15 protein-coding genes are annotated in these 16682 nt (G+C 73.9%); 4 read left to right on the top strand and 11 right to left on the bottom strand.

Annotated elements, in window-relative coordinates:
- The first annotated feature begins 13 nt into the window (after positions 1 to 13).
- Positions 14 to 1636: a PucR family transcriptional regulator gene (locus OG295_RS26805; RefSeq protein ID WP_371679197.1), complete on the top strand. Its 1623-nt coding sequence runs from the start codon at positions 14 to 16 to the stop codon at positions 1634 to 1636.
- Between the two features lie 49 nt (positions 1637 to 1685).
- Here OG295_RS26805 and OG295_RS26800 read toward each other — a convergent pair whose 3' ends face one another.
- The 6 genes from OG295_RS26800 to OG295_RS26775 form a co-directional block, all read right to left on the bottom strand.
- Entirely contained in the window at positions 1686 to 2777 is a 1092-nt protein-coding gene (locus OG295_RS26800) for an IS630 family transposase (protein WP_371678736.1), read from the bottom strand.
- Between the two features lie 34 nt (positions 2778 to 2811).
- The gene (locus tag OG295_RS26795; RefSeq protein ID WP_371679196.1) at positions 2812 to 3954 is read right to left on the bottom strand and encodes a glycosyltransferase family 4 protein; all 1143 of its coding nucleotides are present in this window, start codon (positions 3952 to 3954) and stop codon (positions 2812 to 2814) included.
- 237 nt (positions 3955 to 4191) lie between these two features.
- Positions 4192 to 5919 (bottom strand): DNA repair protein RecN, encoded by a 1728-nt coding sequence (gene recN, locus OG295_RS26790; RefSeq protein ID WP_371681318.1) that lies wholly within the window; start codon positions 5917 to 5919, stop codon positions 4192 to 4194.
- A gap of 93 nt (positions 5920 to 6012) precedes the next feature.
- Positions 6013 to 6912 carry an NAD kinase gene (locus OG295_RS26785; RefSeq protein ID WP_356214615.1) on the bottom strand — a complete coding sequence of 300 codons (900 nt, stop codon included), beginning with the start codon at positions 6910 to 6912 and terminating at the stop codon, positions 6013 to 6015.
- Between the two features lie 74 nt (positions 6913 to 6986).
- A complete protein-coding gene (locus tag OG295_RS26780; RefSeq protein ID WP_371679195.1) occupies positions 6987 to 7802 on the bottom strand; it encodes a TlyA family RNA methyltransferase in 816 nt (271 codons plus the stop codon).
- Between the two features lie 7 nt (positions 7803 to 7809).
- Entirely contained in the window at positions 7810 to 8085 is a 276-nt protein-coding gene (locus OG295_RS26775) for a hypothetical protein (protein ID WP_371679194.1), read from the bottom strand.
- 65 nt (positions 8086 to 8150) lie between these two features.
- On the opposite strand from OG295_RS26775, the gene OG295_RS26770 reads away from it, so the two are divergent.
- Positions 8151 to 8498, top strand: a complete 348-nt coding sequence (locus tag OG295_RS26770) for an alkyl sulfatase C-terminal domain-containing protein (RefSeq protein ID WP_371679193.1) — start codon at positions 8151 to 8153, stop codon at positions 8496 to 8498.
- 38 nt (positions 8499 to 8536) lie between these two features.
- Here the strand turns inward: OG295_RS26770 and OG295_RS26765 are convergent, their stop codons facing one another.
- From OG295_RS26765 to OG295_RS26750, 4 genes are all read right to left on the bottom strand, one after another.
- Positions 8537 to 9454 (bottom strand): ABC transporter ATP-binding protein, encoded by a 918-nt coding sequence (locus tag OG295_RS26765; protein WP_371681317.1) that lies wholly within the window; start codon positions 9452 to 9454, stop codon positions 8537 to 8539.
- Positions 9415 to 10506, bottom strand: a complete 1092-nt coding sequence (locus tag OG295_RS26760; protein WP_371679192.1) for a FecCD family ABC transporter permease — start codon at positions 10504 to 10506, stop codon at positions 9415 to 9417. The genes OG295_RS26765 and OG295_RS26760 overlap by 40 nt, the downstream gene beginning before the upstream one ends.
- Entirely contained in the window at positions 10503 to 11549 is a 1047-nt protein-coding gene (locus tag OG295_RS26755; protein WP_371679191.1) for a FecCD family ABC transporter permease, read from the bottom strand. The genes OG295_RS26760 and OG295_RS26755 overlap by 4 nt, the downstream gene beginning before the upstream one ends.
- Positions 11550 to 11646: 97 nt before the next feature.
- On the bottom strand, positions 11647 to 12705 hold the full coding sequence (locus tag OG295_RS26750) for an HAD hydrolase-like protein (RefSeq protein WP_371679190.1): 1059 nt from the start codon (positions 12703 to 12705) through the stop codon (positions 11647 to 11649).
- Positions 12706 to 12842: 137 nt separating this feature from the next.
- On the opposite strand from OG295_RS26750, the gene OG295_RS26745 reads away from it, so the two are divergent.
- Complete coding sequence (locus OG295_RS26745; protein ID WP_371679189.1) at positions 12843 to 14117, top strand: DUF1015 family protein; 1275 nt, start codon at positions 12843 to 12845, stop codon at positions 14115 to 14117.
- Between the two features lie 70 nt (positions 14118 to 14187).
- Here the strand turns inward: OG295_RS26745 and OG295_RS26740 are convergent, their stop codons facing one another.
- Positions 14188 to 15039 carry a hypothetical protein gene (locus tag OG295_RS26740; protein WP_371679188.1) on the bottom strand — a complete coding sequence of 284 codons (852 nt, stop codon included), beginning with the start codon at positions 15037 to 15039 and terminating at the stop codon, positions 14188 to 14190.
- Positions 15040 to 15054: 15 nt separating this feature from the next.
- Here OG295_RS26740 and OG295_RS26735 point away from each other — a divergent pair, with 15 nt between their 5' ends.
- Positions 15055 to 16626 (top strand): hypothetical protein, encoded by a 1572-nt coding sequence (locus tag OG295_RS26735; RefSeq protein WP_371679187.1) that lies wholly within the window; start codon positions 15055 to 15057, stop codon positions 16624 to 16626.
- Positions 16627 to 16682 lie beyond the last annotated feature (56 nt).

Raw genomic sequence — 16682 nt, 5'->3', positions numbered from 1 at the left:
TAGCGTCCGCGATATGGACAATCAGGGCGGGATCACGGTTCAGCGGGCACTGGAGCTGCCGGGGCTGCGCGGCGGTCTCCCGGAGGTGGTGGCCTGCGCCGACCGGCTCGGCCGGACCGTCCGCTGGGTGCACGCCGGCGAGGTCCCCAACATCGCCTCGCTGCTCAAGGGCGGGGAGCTGCTGCTGACCACCGGACTGGGGCTGGGCACCCGGCCCGCCGAGCAGCGGGCCTTCGTACGCCGTCTCGCGGACCGGGGCATCGCCGCGCTGGTGGTGGAACTCGGCCCGCGGTTCACGCGGCTGCCGGCCACCATCGTGGAGACCGCGAAGGCCGCGGGACTGCCGCTGGTGCAGCTGCACCGCGAGGTCCCGTTCGTGGCCGTCACCGAAGAGGTCCACACCGAGATCGTCAACGGGCACTACGCGCTGCTCCAGCGGGCCGAGGAGGTCCACCGGCGCTGCACCGAGGCCCTGCTGGGGGGCGGCGGGATCCCACAGGTGCTGCGCGTCCTGGCCGACTTCACCGCGAACCCCGTCTTCCTGGAGACCGCGGACGGCCAGCTGCTGTACGCCGCCGGGCCGGGGACCGGGGACGCCGCCGCCGACCCCCTCCAGGTGTGGGAGGGCCTGCGCGGTCAGCGCGCCGCCGAACCCTCGGCGACCGCGGTCGTGGTCGACGTGCCCGGCGGTGGCCACGGCACGGGGTCGGTGCGGGCCCGGGTCGTCCTGGCCGGGGTGTCGGCGCCGCTGCTGCCGGTCCACCGGATGGCGGCGGAACGCACGGCCGGGGTCCTGGCGGTCGTCCTCATGCAGGCCCGTCAGGAGGAGGAACTGGCCGCGCGCGGCCGGGGCGACTTCCTGACGGACCTGGCGGAGGGCCGCATCTCGGCGGAGGACGCCCCGGCGCAGGCCCGGGTCCTGGGTTTCCGGCCCGGGACGGGCCCGCTGCTGCCGATCGTCATGAGGCTCTCCACCGACCTGGGGGCCTCGGGGAACTGGGCCGTGCTGGCCCGTGCGGTCCTGGAGGAGCTGTCGTCGGTCGGGGTCCCGGTGCTGCTGGGCGTCCGCCCGGTGGAGGGGCGGGTCCCGCTGCTGGTCTCGCTGCGCGCGGAGTCGGAACGCGCGGCGGTCGCCGACCGGGTCGCGGCCGCGCTGCGGGCCGGGGTGGAGCGGGCCGGCCTCGACCGGGCCGGGGCCCCGCCGGCGGTGGTCGTCGGCGTCTCGGGCAGCTGGGCGGCGGCCTCGGCCGGGCTGCGGCACGCCGCCGAGACAGCCACGGCCGCGCACGGGCTGCCGGCCCGCCCCTGGTACGACGCCCGGCGACTCGACATCGACCTGCTGCTGTGGCGGCTGCGCGAGCACCCCGACCTGGCGGCGTTCGTGGACCGTGCGATCGGGGCGCTGCGGGTCCACGACGCGAACTCGCGGCCGCCGCTCCTCCCGACCCTGGAGACGTACCTGGCCCACGCGGGCCGCAAGGCGGAGACGGCCCGGGAGCTCCACCTGAACCGCCAGACCCTGTACAACCGCCTGGCCCGCATCTCGGAGCTGCTGGGCACCGACCTCGACGACCCGGAGACGGTCCTGTCCCTCAGCCTCGCCCTCCGCGCCCGCCGCCACGCCACGCCTTCCTGACCCTCCTCCGCCGGGCGGCGCGGGTCGGGCAGGATCCGTCAGACACCCCCTAGTGACCTGAGTCAGAGATTCGGTGGCAGTAAGCGGCGACTTTGTCGAGGATCTCGTCGGCGGTCTTCGTCCAGACGAAGGGCCGGGGCTGGTTGTTCCAGTCGGCGAGCCAGGCTCGGATGTCGCGTTCGAGGGCCTGGACGGAACGGTGGACGCCGCGCTTCAGCTTCTTCTGTGTGAGCTCGGCGAACCACCGTTCCACCAGGTTCAGCCATGAGGCACTGGTGGGTGTGAAGTGCAGGTGAAAGCGAGGGTGCGCCAGCAGCCACTTCTTGATGTCGGGTGTCTTGTGGGTCGCGTAGTTGTCGAGGATCAGGTGGACCTGAAGATCTGCCGGGACCTCCTTGTCGACCTTGGCCAGGAACTTCTTGAACTCGGCGGCCCGGTGGCGGCGGTGGAGGGAGCCGATGACCTTGCCGGTCGCGACCTCGAGGGCCGCGAAGAGGGTGGTGGTGCCGGCGCGGATGTAGTCGTGGCTTCGGCGCTCGGGAACGCCCGGCATCATCGGCAGAACTGGCTGAGACCGGTCCAGGGCCTGGATCTGCGACTTCTCGTCCACGCACAGGACCAAAGCCTTCTCCGGCGGGTCCAGATAGAGGCCGACAACATCACGGACCTTGTCGATGAACAGCGGATCCGTCGACAGCTTGAACGTCTGCGACCGGTGCGGGGCCAGTGCGAACGCCCGCCAAATCCTTGAGACGGTCGACTGCGACATCCCCGTGGCCGCGGCCATCGACCTCGTCGACCAATGCGTCGCGTTCTTCGGCGTCTCCTCCAGCGTTTTGACGATCACCCGCTCGACATCGGCGTCGGTGATCTTCCGCGGGACGCCCGGACGCGGCTCGTCGCCCAGCCCGTCCAGGCCGTGCTCGATGAAGCGCCGCCGCCAGGTGCGGACCGTGTCCGGAGCGACCCCAAGCCGCCGCGACACCTCCATCACCGAATGGCCTTCCGCGCACTCCAGCACGATCCGCGACCGCTGAGCCAAAGCCTGCGCCGTCGAACGACGACGTAACCAGCCCTCCAGCACAGCACGCTGGGCATCAGTGACCGACAACGGCGGAATCTTCGGACCAGGACGACTCATACCCAAACCAACGACAAACCTCTGACTCAGGTCACTAGCCCCGCAGCCGTTCCATCAGCTCGTCGTACACCGACAGCACCTGCGCCACCGTGTCGTCCTCCGAGGGCCAGGTCGCGGCCTGGGCCCGGCCCGCGGCGGCGAGTTCCGCCCGCTTCCCCGGGTCGTCCAGCAGCCCGGCCACCGCGCCGGCCAGCGCACCCGGGTCCCCGTACGGCACCAGTACCGCCGCGTCGCCCACCAGCTCCGGTACTCCGCCGACCTCCGTGGCCACCAGCGCCACCCCGGCCCGCAGCGCCTCCTGGGCCAGCAGCGAGCGGCCCTCCCAGCGGCTCGGCAGCACCGCCACGTCGGCCGCGGCCAGCAGCCGGTCCGCGTCCCGGCGGCGGCCCAGCAGCCGTACGGGGAGGCCCTCCGCCTCGATCCGCCGGGCGAGTTCGGCCCGCAGCGGCCCCTCCCCCGCGATCACCAGCAGCGGGAGCGGGTCCAGCACCCGCCAGGCGCGGGCCGCGTCGAGCAGCAGGGAGTAGCCGCGGCGCGCCACGAGACTGCCCACGGCGATCACCAAGGGCCGCTCCACGGCCCCCAGTTCCGCCCGGGTCTTGCCGGCTTCGGCGGCCGGTTCCCCGACCGGGGCGAGGGAGACGGCCGCCGCGACGGGTACGGCCGGGGCGGCCAGCCGGGCGTCCCTGGCCCCGCGCCGCCGCGCCAGGTCGACCTGGTCGGTGGAGGCGCCCAGCACCACGGCGGCGGCCCGTGCCACGCGCCGCTCCAGCAGCCGGCTCAGCCGCCCGAGCGCGCCCGCGGGCTCCGGGGCGCCCCCGTGCCAGGTCACCACGAGCGGTACCCGCCGCGCGCCGCCGCGCAGCGCCAGCGCGGCCCGCATCCCGGCCCGCAGGCCGTGCGCGTGCACCACGTCGGCCCCGGCGCAGGCGGCCCGCAGGGCGCTCACCGCGTCCGGGGTGAACTGCGCGCCCGCGCCGGTGAAGTCGTACTCGCCTTCGGCCGCGACGGGGGCGCACACGGTCACCCGCACGCCCCGGGCGGCGAGCCCGGTCGCGAGGGACCGCACGTGCGCGCAGCTGCCCGCGCCGGCGCCGCCGAGGACCTGGACGGTACGCAGCGGGGGCCGCCCGTACGGCTGTGCGGGGACCGGAAGGGAGACCGGGGAGCTGCTCACGGGCCGAGGCTCCAGGGTGAGGGGTCAGAGACGTCGCCCAGGATGCCAGTCCGCACGCGCGTTCCGGGACCATACGGGTGCGGATCCCGTGCGAGATACCGCCGCACGCCCCCCAGCCTCACCCACACGGGCTAGTTTCGCGTCACCCCGATGCCCTTTCGGACGCCGACGGGGGTCCGGAACGCCCTGCGTTCCGGACCCCCGTCGGCGTCCGTCCCCGTGCGGGCGCGCGTTGGCTCACGCGTCCGCGCGCGCCGCCTCCAGGAGTTCCTCCGCATGGGCGCGGGCCGTCTGCGAGTCCTCCTGGCCGGCGAGCATCCGCGACAGCTCGCGGATGCGGTCCTCGCCTTCCAGGACGGTCACGCCGGAGCGGGTCACCGATCCGTCGACGGTCTTCTCCACGAGCAGCTGCCGGTCCGCGAAGGCCGCCACCTGCGGGAGGTGGGTGACGACGACGACCTGGGCCGACTTGGCCAGCTTGGCCAGCCGTCGCCCGACCTCGACGGCCGCCTTGCCGCCGACGCCCGCGTCGACCTCGTCGAAGAGGTACGTGGGCACCGGGTCGGAGCCGGCGAAGACGACCTCCACCGCCAGCATGACCCGCGACAGCTCACCGCCCGAGGCGCCCTTGGCGATCGGCCGCGGCTGGGCACCGGGGTGCGGTGCCAGCAGCAGTTCGACCTCGTCCGCGCCCGAGGGCCCGTACGCGACCGGGCGGCCGCCGACCTCGACGCCCTCGGCGTCCTGCGTCTGGCGGATGTCGAAGGTCACCCGCGCGTGCGGCATGGCGAGGGAGGCGAGCTCGGCGGTCACGTCCGCGGCGAACCGCGCGGCGGCCTCCGTCCGGGCGTCCGTCAGGGCCTGGGCCAGGGCGGACAGTTCGCCGCGCAGCCCGTCGCGTTCGGCGGTGAGCTCGCCGATCCGCTCGTCGTCGCCGTCCAGTTCCAGCAGCCGCTTCGATCCCCGCTCGGCCCACTCCAGTACGGCTCCCAGCCCGCCGTCGGCGTCGCCGTACTTGCGCACCAGCTGGGTCAGCGCCGCCCGCCGCTCCTCCACGGCGGCGAGCCGCAGCGGGTCGGCGTCGAGGTCGTCGGCGTACCCGGCGAGTTCCCCGGCCACGTCGGCCAGCAGGATCCCGAGCTCCCCGATCCGGTCGGCGAGCCCGCCGAGCACCGGGTCGTGGGAGCGTACGGATTCCAGGGCGCGGTGGGCACCGGCGACGAGCGTGTTGGCGTCGACGCCCTCCGGGTCCTCCACGTCTCCGGCGAGCGCCCCGTGCGCCGCCTGCGCGGCGGAGGCCAGCGATTCGGCGTGCCCGAGCCGCTCCGCCTCCGCGGCCAGCTCGGCGTCCTCGCCGGGCAGGGGTTCCAGGGCGGCGATCTCGTCGAGTCCGAAGCGCAGCAGGTCCGCCTCCTGAGCCCGCTCCCGGGCCCGGGTGGTGATCTCGTCCAGCTCGACGGCGACGGCCCGCAGCCGCCGGTAGGCGCCCGCGTACTTCTCCAGGGGGACGGCGACCGCGTCCCCGGCGTACCGGTCGAGGGCCTGCCGCTGCCGGGCGGGCCTCAGCAGCCCCTGCTGGTCGGTCTGTCCGTGGACGGCGACCAGGTCGTCGGCGAGCTCGGCGAGCAGGCCCACGGGGACGGAGCGGCCGCCGACGTGGGCGCGCGAACGCCCCTCGGCGGACACCGTCCGGCTGATCAGCAGGGCACCCTCGTCGAGTTCGGCGCCGGCCTCCTGCGCGCGCAGCGCGGCGGGCGCGTCGGGGCGCAGCACGACGCGCCCCTCCACGACCGCCGCCTTGGCACCGATCCGCACCAGGGCGGGGTCGGCGCGACCGCCGAGCAGCAGCCCGAGGCTGGTGACGACCATCGTCTTGCCCGCGCCGGTCTCGCCGGTCACCGCGGTGAAACCGGGCGACAGCTCGACCACCGCGTCGTCGATGACCCCGAGCGACCGTATCCGCATCTCCTCAAGCACGGGACGACGATACCGAGGTTTCCCGGGTGCCATGTGACGTCACCCGCCCGGAGTTCTCCGAACGCATGTGCTATTACATGATCAGCTGGTCTCGTGCGGGGCGCCCCGCCAGCCCGACACCGGCAACGCGAACTTCGCGACCAGCCGGTCCGTGAACGACGCGTGGTGCAGGCGGGCGAGCCGCACCGGCACCGTGCCCCGGCGCACCTCGACCCGCGCCCCCGACGGCAGCTCCAGCGTCCGGCGCCCGTCGCACCACAGGGCCCCGTGCGGGGTGCCGTTCTGCACCTCCACCGCCAGCACCGAGGTGGGCGAGGTCACCAGCGGCTTCGCGAACAGGGCGTGCGCGCTGATCGGCACCATCAGCAGCGCCTCCACCTCCGGCCAGACCACCGGCCCGCCCGCCGAGAAGGCGTACGCCGTCGAGCCCGTCGGCGTCGCGCAGACGATCCCGTCGCAGCCGAAGCCGGTCACCGGGCGCCCGTCGATCTCCAGGACCACCTCCAGCATCCGCTCAGCGGAGACCTTCTGGACGGCGGCCTCGTTCAGCGCCCAGTCCCGGTGGACCACGTCACCGTTGGTCCGCACCAGGACGTCGAGGGTCATGCGCTCCTCGACCTCGTACGACTTCGACACCACCCGGTCCACGACCTTGTCCAGGTCGTCGCGCTCGGCCTCGGCGAGGAAGCCCACCCGGCCCAGGTTGACGCCCAGCATCGGCACCCCCGAACCGCGCGCGAACTCAGCCCCGCGCAGCAGGGTCCCGTCCCCGCCCAGCACGATCAGCAGCTCGCACCCGTCGAACACCTTCGGCGTGCACTCGGCGACGAGCTCCACCTCGGGCGGCAGCGGCAGATCCCGCGCCTCCTGCTCCAGCACCCTGACCCGCAGGCCCGAGCGCAGCAGACCGAGCACGACCAGCTCCGCGCTGCGGATGGCCGCCGGCCGCCCGGTGTGCGCGAGCAGGAAGACGGTCCGCACCTCCCCCTCCCGGTCCCCCGGGCCCCCCGAACCTGCTGAACCTGCTGAACCTGCTGAACCTGCTGACGCGTCTGTCACTGCGGCCCCTCCGCCACTGCACGATCGACATCCCCCGGGTCGAGCGCGGGTGCCCCCGCCCGGAGCCACAGAAAGTACTCGACGTTCCCCGACGGCCCCGGCAGCGGGCTCGCCGTCACCCCGAGCACGCCCAGCCCCAGCTTCCAGGCCTGCGCCGCGACCTCCCGCACGGCCTCCGCCCGCAACTCGGGGCTGCGCACCACTCCGCCGCTGCCCAGGCGCTCCTTGCCGACCTCGAACTGCGGCTTGACCATCAGCACCAGGTCCGCGCCGGGCGCCGTGCAGCGCACCAGCGCCGGCAGCACCAGCCCGATGGAGATGAAGGACAGGTCGCCGACGACCAGGTCGACGGGGGTCCCGTCGATCAGCTCGACCGTCAGCTCGCGGACGTTCGTACGGTCCTTGACGGTGACCCGCTCGTCGCTCTGCAGCGACCAGGCGAGCTGCCCGTAGCCGACGTCCACGGCGACGACGTGGGCCACGCCCGCGCGCAGCAGCACGTCGGTGAAGCCCCCGGTCGACGCCCCCGCGTCCAGCGCCCGCCGGCCCTCGACCTCCAGCCCCCGCGGACGGAACGCGGCGAGGGCGCCGGCCAGCTTGTGGCCGCCCCTGGAGACGTAGTCGGGGTCGCTGTCGTCCTTGAGGACGACGAGGGCCGCGCTGGTCTCGACCTGCGTGGCCGGTTTCGTCGCGGTGGTGCCTCCCACGGTGACCCGTCCCGCGGCGATCAGCTGGGCCGCGTGCTCTCGCGAGCGGGCCATGCTGCGGCGTACCAGTTCGGCGTCCAGGCGGCGGCGTGCCACTCCTGCCACGTTCGGTTCAGCTCCTGTTTTCGTAAGGTCCGGGGACGGGCGGTGCGTCCAGCGCGGTCAGCGCCTCGCGCAGTCCCCCGTGGACATCCTCGTACACCGCGGCGTGCTCGTCCGCAGGCAGGTGGTCGGCGTCCGCCAGCCGCTCCAGGTGCGCGTCGACCCCGGCGTGGCCGGTGGGGGTGCGTACGAGGCCCAGCGCGGCGGGGCCCGCGGGCTCCCCGGCGGGCTCTGCCCCGGGCTCCTCGGGGACGTCCGGAAGGCCCCCGGACACGTCGTCGGTCATGCCCCGACGCTACCCCGAAGCGCGGGTCCGGCCACGCAGGGCTCTGCGGTACGGTCGTGATCACCATGGCTACGATCCAGGAGTGCCGCGACGCACTCGACCGACTCTCCGACAACCTGGCGCGGGCCGATGACGGCGTGCGCGGCGCGGCCGCCTTCGACCGGTCCCTGAGCTGTCACGTCACCGACCTCGACCAGACCTTCTCCGGCCGCCTCGACAACGGCCGGATCCGGGTGGACGCCGTCGCCCCGGGGCCGCCGCGCGCCAAGGCCGAAATCCGGCTCGCGATGTCGGGTGACGACCTGCTCGCGCTGGTCGCCGGCGAACTGAAGTTCGCCAAGGCCTGGGCCTCGGGCCGGGTCCGCCTGGAGGCCGGCTTCCGTGACCTGCTGCGGCTCAAGAGCCTGCTCTGAGGCGCCGGGCCCGCCGGACCGGCGGGCCCGCGGTGGACTCAGACGGCCGCCCTGGCGCGGGCCTGACGGGCGGCCGGGACCACCAGCGGCGTCCCGGTCTCCGGGTCGTCGATGATCTGGCAGCGCACCCCGAAGACCTCCTCCACCAGCTCGGCGGTGACCACCTCCGCGGGCGGCCCCTCGGCGACGACGACGCCGCCGCGCAGGGCGATCAGGTGGGTGGCGTAGCGGGCCGCGTGGTTGAGGTCGTGCAGCACCGCCACCAGGGTCCGGCCCTCGTTCTCGTGGAGCTCCGCGCACAGGTCGAGCACGTCGAGCTGGTGCTGGATGTCCAGGTAGGTCGTCGGCTCGTCCAGGAGCAGCAGCGGGGTCTGCTGGGCCAGCGCCATCGCGATCCACACCCGCTGGCGCTGCCCGCCCGACAGCTCGTCCACGGCCCGGTCGGCCAGTTCGGCGACCCCGGTCGAGGCCATCGACTCGGCGACGATCCGCTCGTCCTGCTCCGACCACTGGCGCAGCAGCCCCTGGTGCGGGTACCGGCCGCGCGAGACCAGGTCGGCGACGGTGATCCCGTCGGGCGCGATCGAGGACTGCGGGAGCAGCCCCAGCATCCTGGCCACCTTCTTCGCCGGCATCGAGGAGATGGCCTGACCGTCCAGCAGCACCCGCCCGGCGGACGGCTTCAGCATCCGCGACAGGGCCCGCAGCAGCGTGGACTTGCCGCAGGCGTTGGGGCCGACGATCACGGTGAAGGAGTGGTCGGGGATCTCCACCGACAGGTTCTCGGCGATGACCCGCCGGTCATAGCCGAGGGTGACGTTCTCCGCGGTCAGCCGCTGCACTTGGGTACTCCTCGTGTGGCCCGGCGCCGTGCCGGGCTCGTTGCCGGGCGCGGGGAGCCTGGCGCCCCGCGCGCTCATATGCGTCCCGCCCTGCGCTCTGTGACGAGCAGCCAGAGCAGGTAGACGCCGCCCACCAGGCCGGTCACCACGCCCACCGGCAGCTGGTCGGCGCCGAAGGCCCGCTGCGAGGCCAGGTCGGAGGCCAGCAGCAGGACGGCACCCATCAGCGCGCCGGTGAGCAGGTTCGGGCCGGGCGAGCGCGTCAGCCGCCGGGCCAGCTGGGGCGCGGCCAGGGCGACGAAGCTGATCGGGCCGGCCGCGGCGGCCGCCGCGGTGGTCAGCAGGACCGCGGCGAGCATCAGCAGCATCCGGGTCCGTTCCACCGGCACGCCCAGCGCGTACGCGCAGTCGTCGCCCATCTCGATCATCCGCAGGGCCCGGTTCTGCCCGAGGACCAGCGGGAACAGCAGTGCGCAGGTCGCCAGCAGCGGCCAGACCTGGGACCAGTCGCGGCCGGCCAGCGAGCCGGTCAGCCAGACCATGGCCCGGGTGGCGTCGACGAGCTGCGCCTTGGCGATCAGGTACTGGATGACGGCGACGAGGACGGCGGAGGACCCGATGCCGACGAGCACCAGCCGGTAGCCGTGGACCCCCTGCTTGTACGCGAGCAGGTAGACGGCGGCGCCGGCGAGCACCCCGCCCGCCACCGCGCCCGCCGCGACCTCGGCCGCACCGCCCTTGAACAGGATGATGACGGCGAGCGCGCCGACCGCCGAGCCGTACCCGAAGCCGAGCAGGTCGGGGGAGCCGAGCGGATTGCGCGAGACGGACTGGAAGACCGCCCCGGCCATCCCGAGGGCCGCGCCGACCAGCACCGCGACCAGCACCCGCGGCAGCCTCAGGTCGTTGACGATGAAGTCGTCGGCGGGACTGCCGTTGCCCAGCAGCGTCCGTACGACGTCCGCCGGGGCTATCTCGAAGTCGCCGGTGCCGATGAGCACGACCGCCAGGGCCAGCGCCACGGCGGCCAGCACCACCCCGGTCACCAGGGCGCGGCCCTCGACGCGCAGCGAGACGCCGCCGGGTCCGCGCAGCGCGCGCAGCCGGGCGCCCTGCGCCGGCGCCTGCGCGGTCGTGTCCGCCGGGGCGAGGGGGGTCGCGGTCACAGCTGGGCCATCCTCTTGCGCCGAACCAGGTAGATGAAGACGGGACCGCCGATGAGCGCGGTGACGATGCCGACCTGGAGCTCGCCGGGCCGGGTGACGACCCGTCCGACCACGTCGGCGCCCAGCAGCAGCACGGGCGACAGCACCGCCGAGTACGCGAGCACCCAGCGCATGTCGGGCCCGGTGACCAGGCGCACCAGGTGCGGGATCATCAGCCCGACGAAGACGATCGGCCCGCACGCGGCGGTCGCGGCCCCGCACAGCAGGGTGATGGCGACCATGGCCGCGACGCGGGTCCGGGTCAGGTGCGCGCCGAGCGCCCGCGCGGTGTCGTCGCCCAGGGCCATCGCGTTGAGCGGCCGGCCGAGCGCGAGCGCGAGCACGGCCCCGGCCAGCAGGAAGGGCGCCACCTGCGTGACGGTGTCCATGGTGGCGGAGGCGAGGGAACCCACCGTCCAGAAGCGCAGCTTGTCCAGGGCCTTGCTGTCCATCAGCTGGACCGCGTTGATGTAGCCGACGAGCGCCGCGCTGGCCGCCGTACCCGCGAGCGCGAGCCGCACCGGCGTCGCGCTGCGGCTGCCGCCGAGCACGTAGACGAGGACCGAGACGAGCGCGGCGCCGAGGAAGGCCCACCAGACGAACTCGTCCAGGGAGTCCGCCCCGAGGAAGCTGATCGCCGAGACGACGGCCGCCGCGGCGCCCGCGTTGACGCCGAGGATGCCGGGCTCGGCCAGCGGGTTGCGGGTCAGCGCCTGCATCACCGCTCCGGAGAGGCCGAGGGCCAGTCCGACCATCACGCCCAGGAGGGTGCGCGGGATCCGCAGGTCCCGTACGACCACGTCCTCGGTGGTCCCCGTGAAGTGGAAGAGGCCGTGCCAGACCTGTTCCAGGGGCATCGCCCTGGCGCCGACGGCGATGCTCGCCACCACCACCAGGGCCAGTACGACGAGGGCGGCCAGCAGACCGGCCGCACGGGCGCCGTGGCGCGTACGGGCGGCGGCGGGCGGCGCCACGCTCTGTTCGGGGGGACTCTCGACCAACACGGAGGTTAGGTTAGCCTACCCTCCGGTCGAAATGATTCCCTCGAACGGCCGAACGCTCCCGGCACCGCCGCCGGCCGTGCCCGACGGTCCTGCGGCGCTATGCCCCCTCAAGCCCCTGGAACCCCTGGAGCCCCAGCAGGTCCAGGGCCTTCCCCGCGTCCAGCGCGCAAGAGCCCTCCCCCGCCCGCGTCCACGCCGCCGCGCACAGCGCCCGCAGCCCGTCCAGGGCCTCCCCCTCGCCCCGCAGCTCCAGTACGTCGTCCAGCGCGACCGCCGTCCACCCGCCGCAGCGGAAGCCGTCCCCGGCCGGCTCCACCTCCGGCTGCCCGGTCAGCAGCCCGCGCAGGTCCCGGTCCACGTACGTCGGCCGGTGCTTCGGCACGGCCCGCAGCAGCTGCGCCGCGTCCGTCACCCCGGTCAGCACCAGCAGCGAGTCCACCTCCCCGTTGAAGGCGCCCTCGATGTCGGTGTCCAGCCGGTCCCCCACCACCAGCGGCCGCTCCGCCCCGGTCCGCAGCACCGTCTCCCGGTGCATCGGGGGCAGCGGCTTCCCCGCCACCTGCGGCTCCGCTCCCGTCGCGATCCGTACGACCTCCACGGCGGCCCCGTTGCCGGGCGCGATCCCCCGCGCCCCCGGGATCGTCAGGTCGGTGTTCGACGCGAACCACGGCACCCCGCGGTTGACCGCGTACGCCGCCTCCGCGAACCGCCCCCACGCCAGGTCCGGCCCCCCGTACCCCTGCACGACGGCCGCCAGCCCCTCCTCCTCGGCCGAGTCCACCGGCACCAGCCCCCGCTCGCGCAGCGCGACCCGCAGCCCCTCGCCGCCGATCACCAGCACCTTCGACCCCGGCTCCACCTGCTCCGCGATCAGCCGGGCCACCGCCTGCGCGGAGGTGATCACCTCGGCCGGATCCGTCGGGATGCCGAGCTCAGCCAGGTGCCCGGCGACGGCGTCCGGGGTGCGCAGCGCGTTGTTGGTGACGTACGCGAGGTGCATCCCCGCGGCCCGGGCCGCGGCGAGTGACTCCACGGCGTGCGCGACGGCCAGACCGCCCGCGTACACCACCCCGTCCAGGTCCAGCAGAGCCGTGTCGTAGGCCTGGTGGAGACCGCGCTGACTGCCGGCGGGGGTGGTCCTGCTCTGCGGGGTCATCTGGCCGCTCCTCATTCGCTGATTCCGCGCCCCGCGTACTTCCAGGGCTTCTTTGGATCGATCTTGTCCGATTTTGCGCCGGTCCCGGTCCTTCACCCGATCATCCCGCATCGCGAGACGGGTCTTACCATGCACCAATGACCACACCTGGCAACGCGGAGCACGGGCTGCGCCTGATCCCCTTCCACGGACTGCGCTACGTCCCGCAGCGCGTCGGCAGCCTCGCCGCCGTGACCTCCCCGCCGTACGACGTGGTCGTGCGCCCCGACGGAGTCGACTACCTCGAATCCGCCGATCCGCACAACATCGTGCGGCTGATCCTGCCGCAGGCCGAGACCCCGGCCGCACGCAACGAACAGGCCGCCCGCACCCTCCGCGACTGGCTCGCCGAGGGCATCCTCAGCGCCGACCCGCGGCCCGCGCTCTACGTCTACGAGCAGCGCAAGGCCGGGGTCCTCCAGCGCGGCATCATCGGCGCCCTCGCCCTGTCCGACGCCGGGGCCGGCATCGTCCTGCCCCACGAGGACGTCATGCCGGACGTGGTCACCGACCGGGCGGGCCTGATGCGCGCCACGTCGGCCAACCTCGAACCCCTCCTCCTCACGTACCTGGGCGACGGCCCCGGCACGGGAGCGGCCGCGGTCGTCGAGGCCACCGCCGCCCGTCGGCCCCCGCTGCTGTCGACCGTCACCGAGGACGGCTTCTGCCACAGCCTGTGGGCCATCACCGACCCCGACGAGCTGGCCGCCGTCACCGCCGACCTCGGCCACCGCCAGGCCCTGATCGCCGACGGCCACCACCGCTGGGCCACGTACCTGCGCCTCCAGCAGGAGCACGGCTCGCCCACCCCCTGGGACTTCGGCCTGGTCCTGCTCGTGGACACCGCCCGCTACCCGCTCCAGGTCCGCGCCATCCACCGGATGCTGCGCCGGCTGCCGCTGTCGCGCGCGCTGGCCGCCCTCGACGGCTCCTTCCGGGTCCGCCCGGTCGACGGCCCGCTCCCGCTGGCCCTGGAGGCCCTCGCCGACGCCTCGGAACGCGGCAACGCCTTCCTGCTCACCGGCGACGGCACCTTCCACCTGGTCACCGACCCGGACCCGGCCCTCATCGAGCGGACCGTCCGCCACGACCGGCCCGAGGCCTGGCGCCGACTGGACGCGACCGTGCTGCACGCGACCCTGCTCGACGCGCTGTGGCAGATCCCGGACGCCCCCGACCAGATCACGTACATCCACGACGCCCCCGCCACCGTCGCCATGGCCGAACGCCACGGCGGCACGGCCGTCCTGCTGCACCCCGTACGGGAGGCGGTGGTCCGGGACCTGGCCCGCCAGGGCGTCACGATGCCCCGGAAGTCGACCTCCTTCGGCCCGAAGCCGGCCACCGGGCTGGTCCTGCGCAGCGTGGACTGACCGGGGGCTCACGGCTCCGGACATGCGAAAGGGCGGCACCCCCGAGGGGGTGCCGCCCTTTCGTCACGGCTTACGCCTTGTCGCGCTCGTCGTCCTCGACGACCACGATCTCGTCGGTCGCGTCGACGTCGGCCTCGTCGAGGGGCTCGTACTCCTCGTCGTCCTCGTCGTAGTACTCGGCCTGGTCGGTGGCCCGCTCGGCGGCGGCCACCTCGGCCTCGTCCTCGTCCTCGTCGTCCTCGTCGAGGTCGAGGTCGTCAGCGAGGTCCGCTGCCTCTTCCTCCTCCTCGACGGCGGCGTCGACGAACTCGACCCCGTCGATCTCGGCCAGGCGGTCCGAGGCGTCGGTCGCCCCGTCCTTGTCGGCCTCCAGGGTCTTCGCGAACCACTCGCGGGCCTCGTCCTCACGGCCGGCGGCCAGCAGGGCGTCGGCGTAGGCGTAGCGCAGGCGCGCGGTCCAGGGCTGGACGCTGTTGGAGGCCAGCTCCGGGCTCTGCAGGGTCACGATGGCGGCGTCGAGCTCGCCCATGTCCCGGCGGGCACCGGCCGCGACGAGGCGCATCTCGACCTGGCCGGCCTTGTCCAGCTTCTGCACCTCGGGCTCGCCGGCCATGGCCAGGGCCCGCTCCGGACGGCCGAGGCCGCGCTCGCAGTCGGCCATGACGGGCCACAGCTCGACGGAGCCGGTCATCCGCTTGGAGGCGCGGAACTCCGCGAGGGCCTCGCTGTACTTCTGCGTGGCGTACGCGGCGAAGCCGGCGGCCTCACGGACGGCGGCGACGCGGGAGGCCAGACGCAGGGCGATGCGGGCGTACGCGTACGCCTGCTCCGGGTCCTCGTCGATGAGCCGGGCCACCATGACCAGGTTGCGCGAGACCTCCTCGGCCAGGCCCTTGGGCAGGCTCAGGAGCTCCTGACGCACGTCGGCGTCGATCTCGTGCCCGGTGACGTCGTCGTCGATCGGGAGCCGCTTGACCGGGTCGCGGTCGGCGCGGAAGTCGCGGTCGCCGCCACGGTCATCGCGACCACGGTAGCCACCACGGTCATCGCGACCACCACGGAACCCACCACGGTCTCCACCGCGGTCGCCGCCACGGTCGTCACGGCGCGGGTACGACGGACGGTCGCCACCACGGTCGTCACGACCGCCACGGAAACCACCGCGCTCGTCGTCACGACGCGGGTAGGACGGACGCCCACCACGGTCGTCATCACGACGGAACGACGGACGGTCCCCACCACGGTCATCACGACGCGGGTACGACGGACGGTCGCCACCACGGTCGTCACGACCGCCACGGAAACCACCGCGCTCGTCGTCACGACGCGGGTAGGACGGACGCCCACCACGGTCGTCATCACGACGGAACGACGGACGGTCCCCACCACGGTCATCACGACGCGGGTACGACGGACGGTCGCCACCACGGTCGTCACGACCGCCACGGAAACCACCACGGTCATCGTCACGACGCGGGTACGAGGGACGGTCGCCGCCACGGTCGTCGCGACGCGGGTAGGACGGACGGTCGCCGCCACGGTCGTCACGGCCACCGCGGAAACCACCGCGCTCGTCGTCACGACGCGGGTAGGACGGACGCCCACCACGGTCGTCATCACGACGGAACGACGGACGGTCCCCACCACGGTCATCACGACGCGGGTACGACGGACGGTCGCCGCCACGGTCGTCACGACCGCCACGGAAACCACCACGGTCATCGTCACGACGCGGGTACGAGGGACGGTCCCCACCACGGTCGTCGCGACGCGGGTACGACGGACGGTCGCCACCACGGTCATCACGGCCACCGCGGAAACCGCCACGGTCATCGTCACGACGCGGGTACGAGGGACGGTCGCCACCACGGTCATCACGACCGCCGCGGAAACCACCGCGCTCGTCGTCACGACGCGGGTAGGACGGACGCCCACCACGGTCGTCATCACGACGGGGGTAGGACGGGCGGTCGCCGCCACGGTCGTCGCGGCCGCCACGGAAGCCACCGCTGACGGGACGGCCGCCACGGTCGTCATCACGGCGCGGGTAGCTGGGACGGTCCTCGCGACGCGGGTACGAGGGACGGTCGCCACCACGGTCGTCACGACCGCCACGGAAACCGCCGCCACCACCGGTGGGACGGCCGCCACGGTCGTCGTCACGGCGCGGGTAGCTGGGACGGTCGCCACCGCGGTCGTCACGACCACGGAAGCCGCCGCCGCTGGGACGGTCGCCGGCGGGGCGCCCACCACGGTCGTCACGGCGGAAACCGCCGCCACCACCGGTCGGACGGCCACCGCGGTCGTCGCGGCGGAAGCCACCGCGGTCACCGCCACGGTCGTCACGGCCCCCGCGGTAGCCGCCCCTGTCACCGCCGTCGTTGCGACGAGGCTCGCGCTCCGGACGATCGTCGGGAGAGTTGGACATGGGTGTGACTCCTGTCTTCGGGGTACCGCTAGTCATTCTCGCGCAACCAACCCATGGCCGCGCTTCGGCGTAAAGAGGTGAAAAACAAAAAGGACCCTTGGTCCAGCGTTGAACGCTGGACCAAGGGTCCTTTGAAA

This window comes from Streptomyces sp. NBC_01276 (assembly GCF_041435355.1).
Classification (GTDB): Bacteria; Actinomycetota; Actinomycetes; order Streptomycetales; family Streptomycetaceae; genus Streptomyces.
This window is presented reverse-complemented; position numbering and strand designations above follow the sequence as displayed.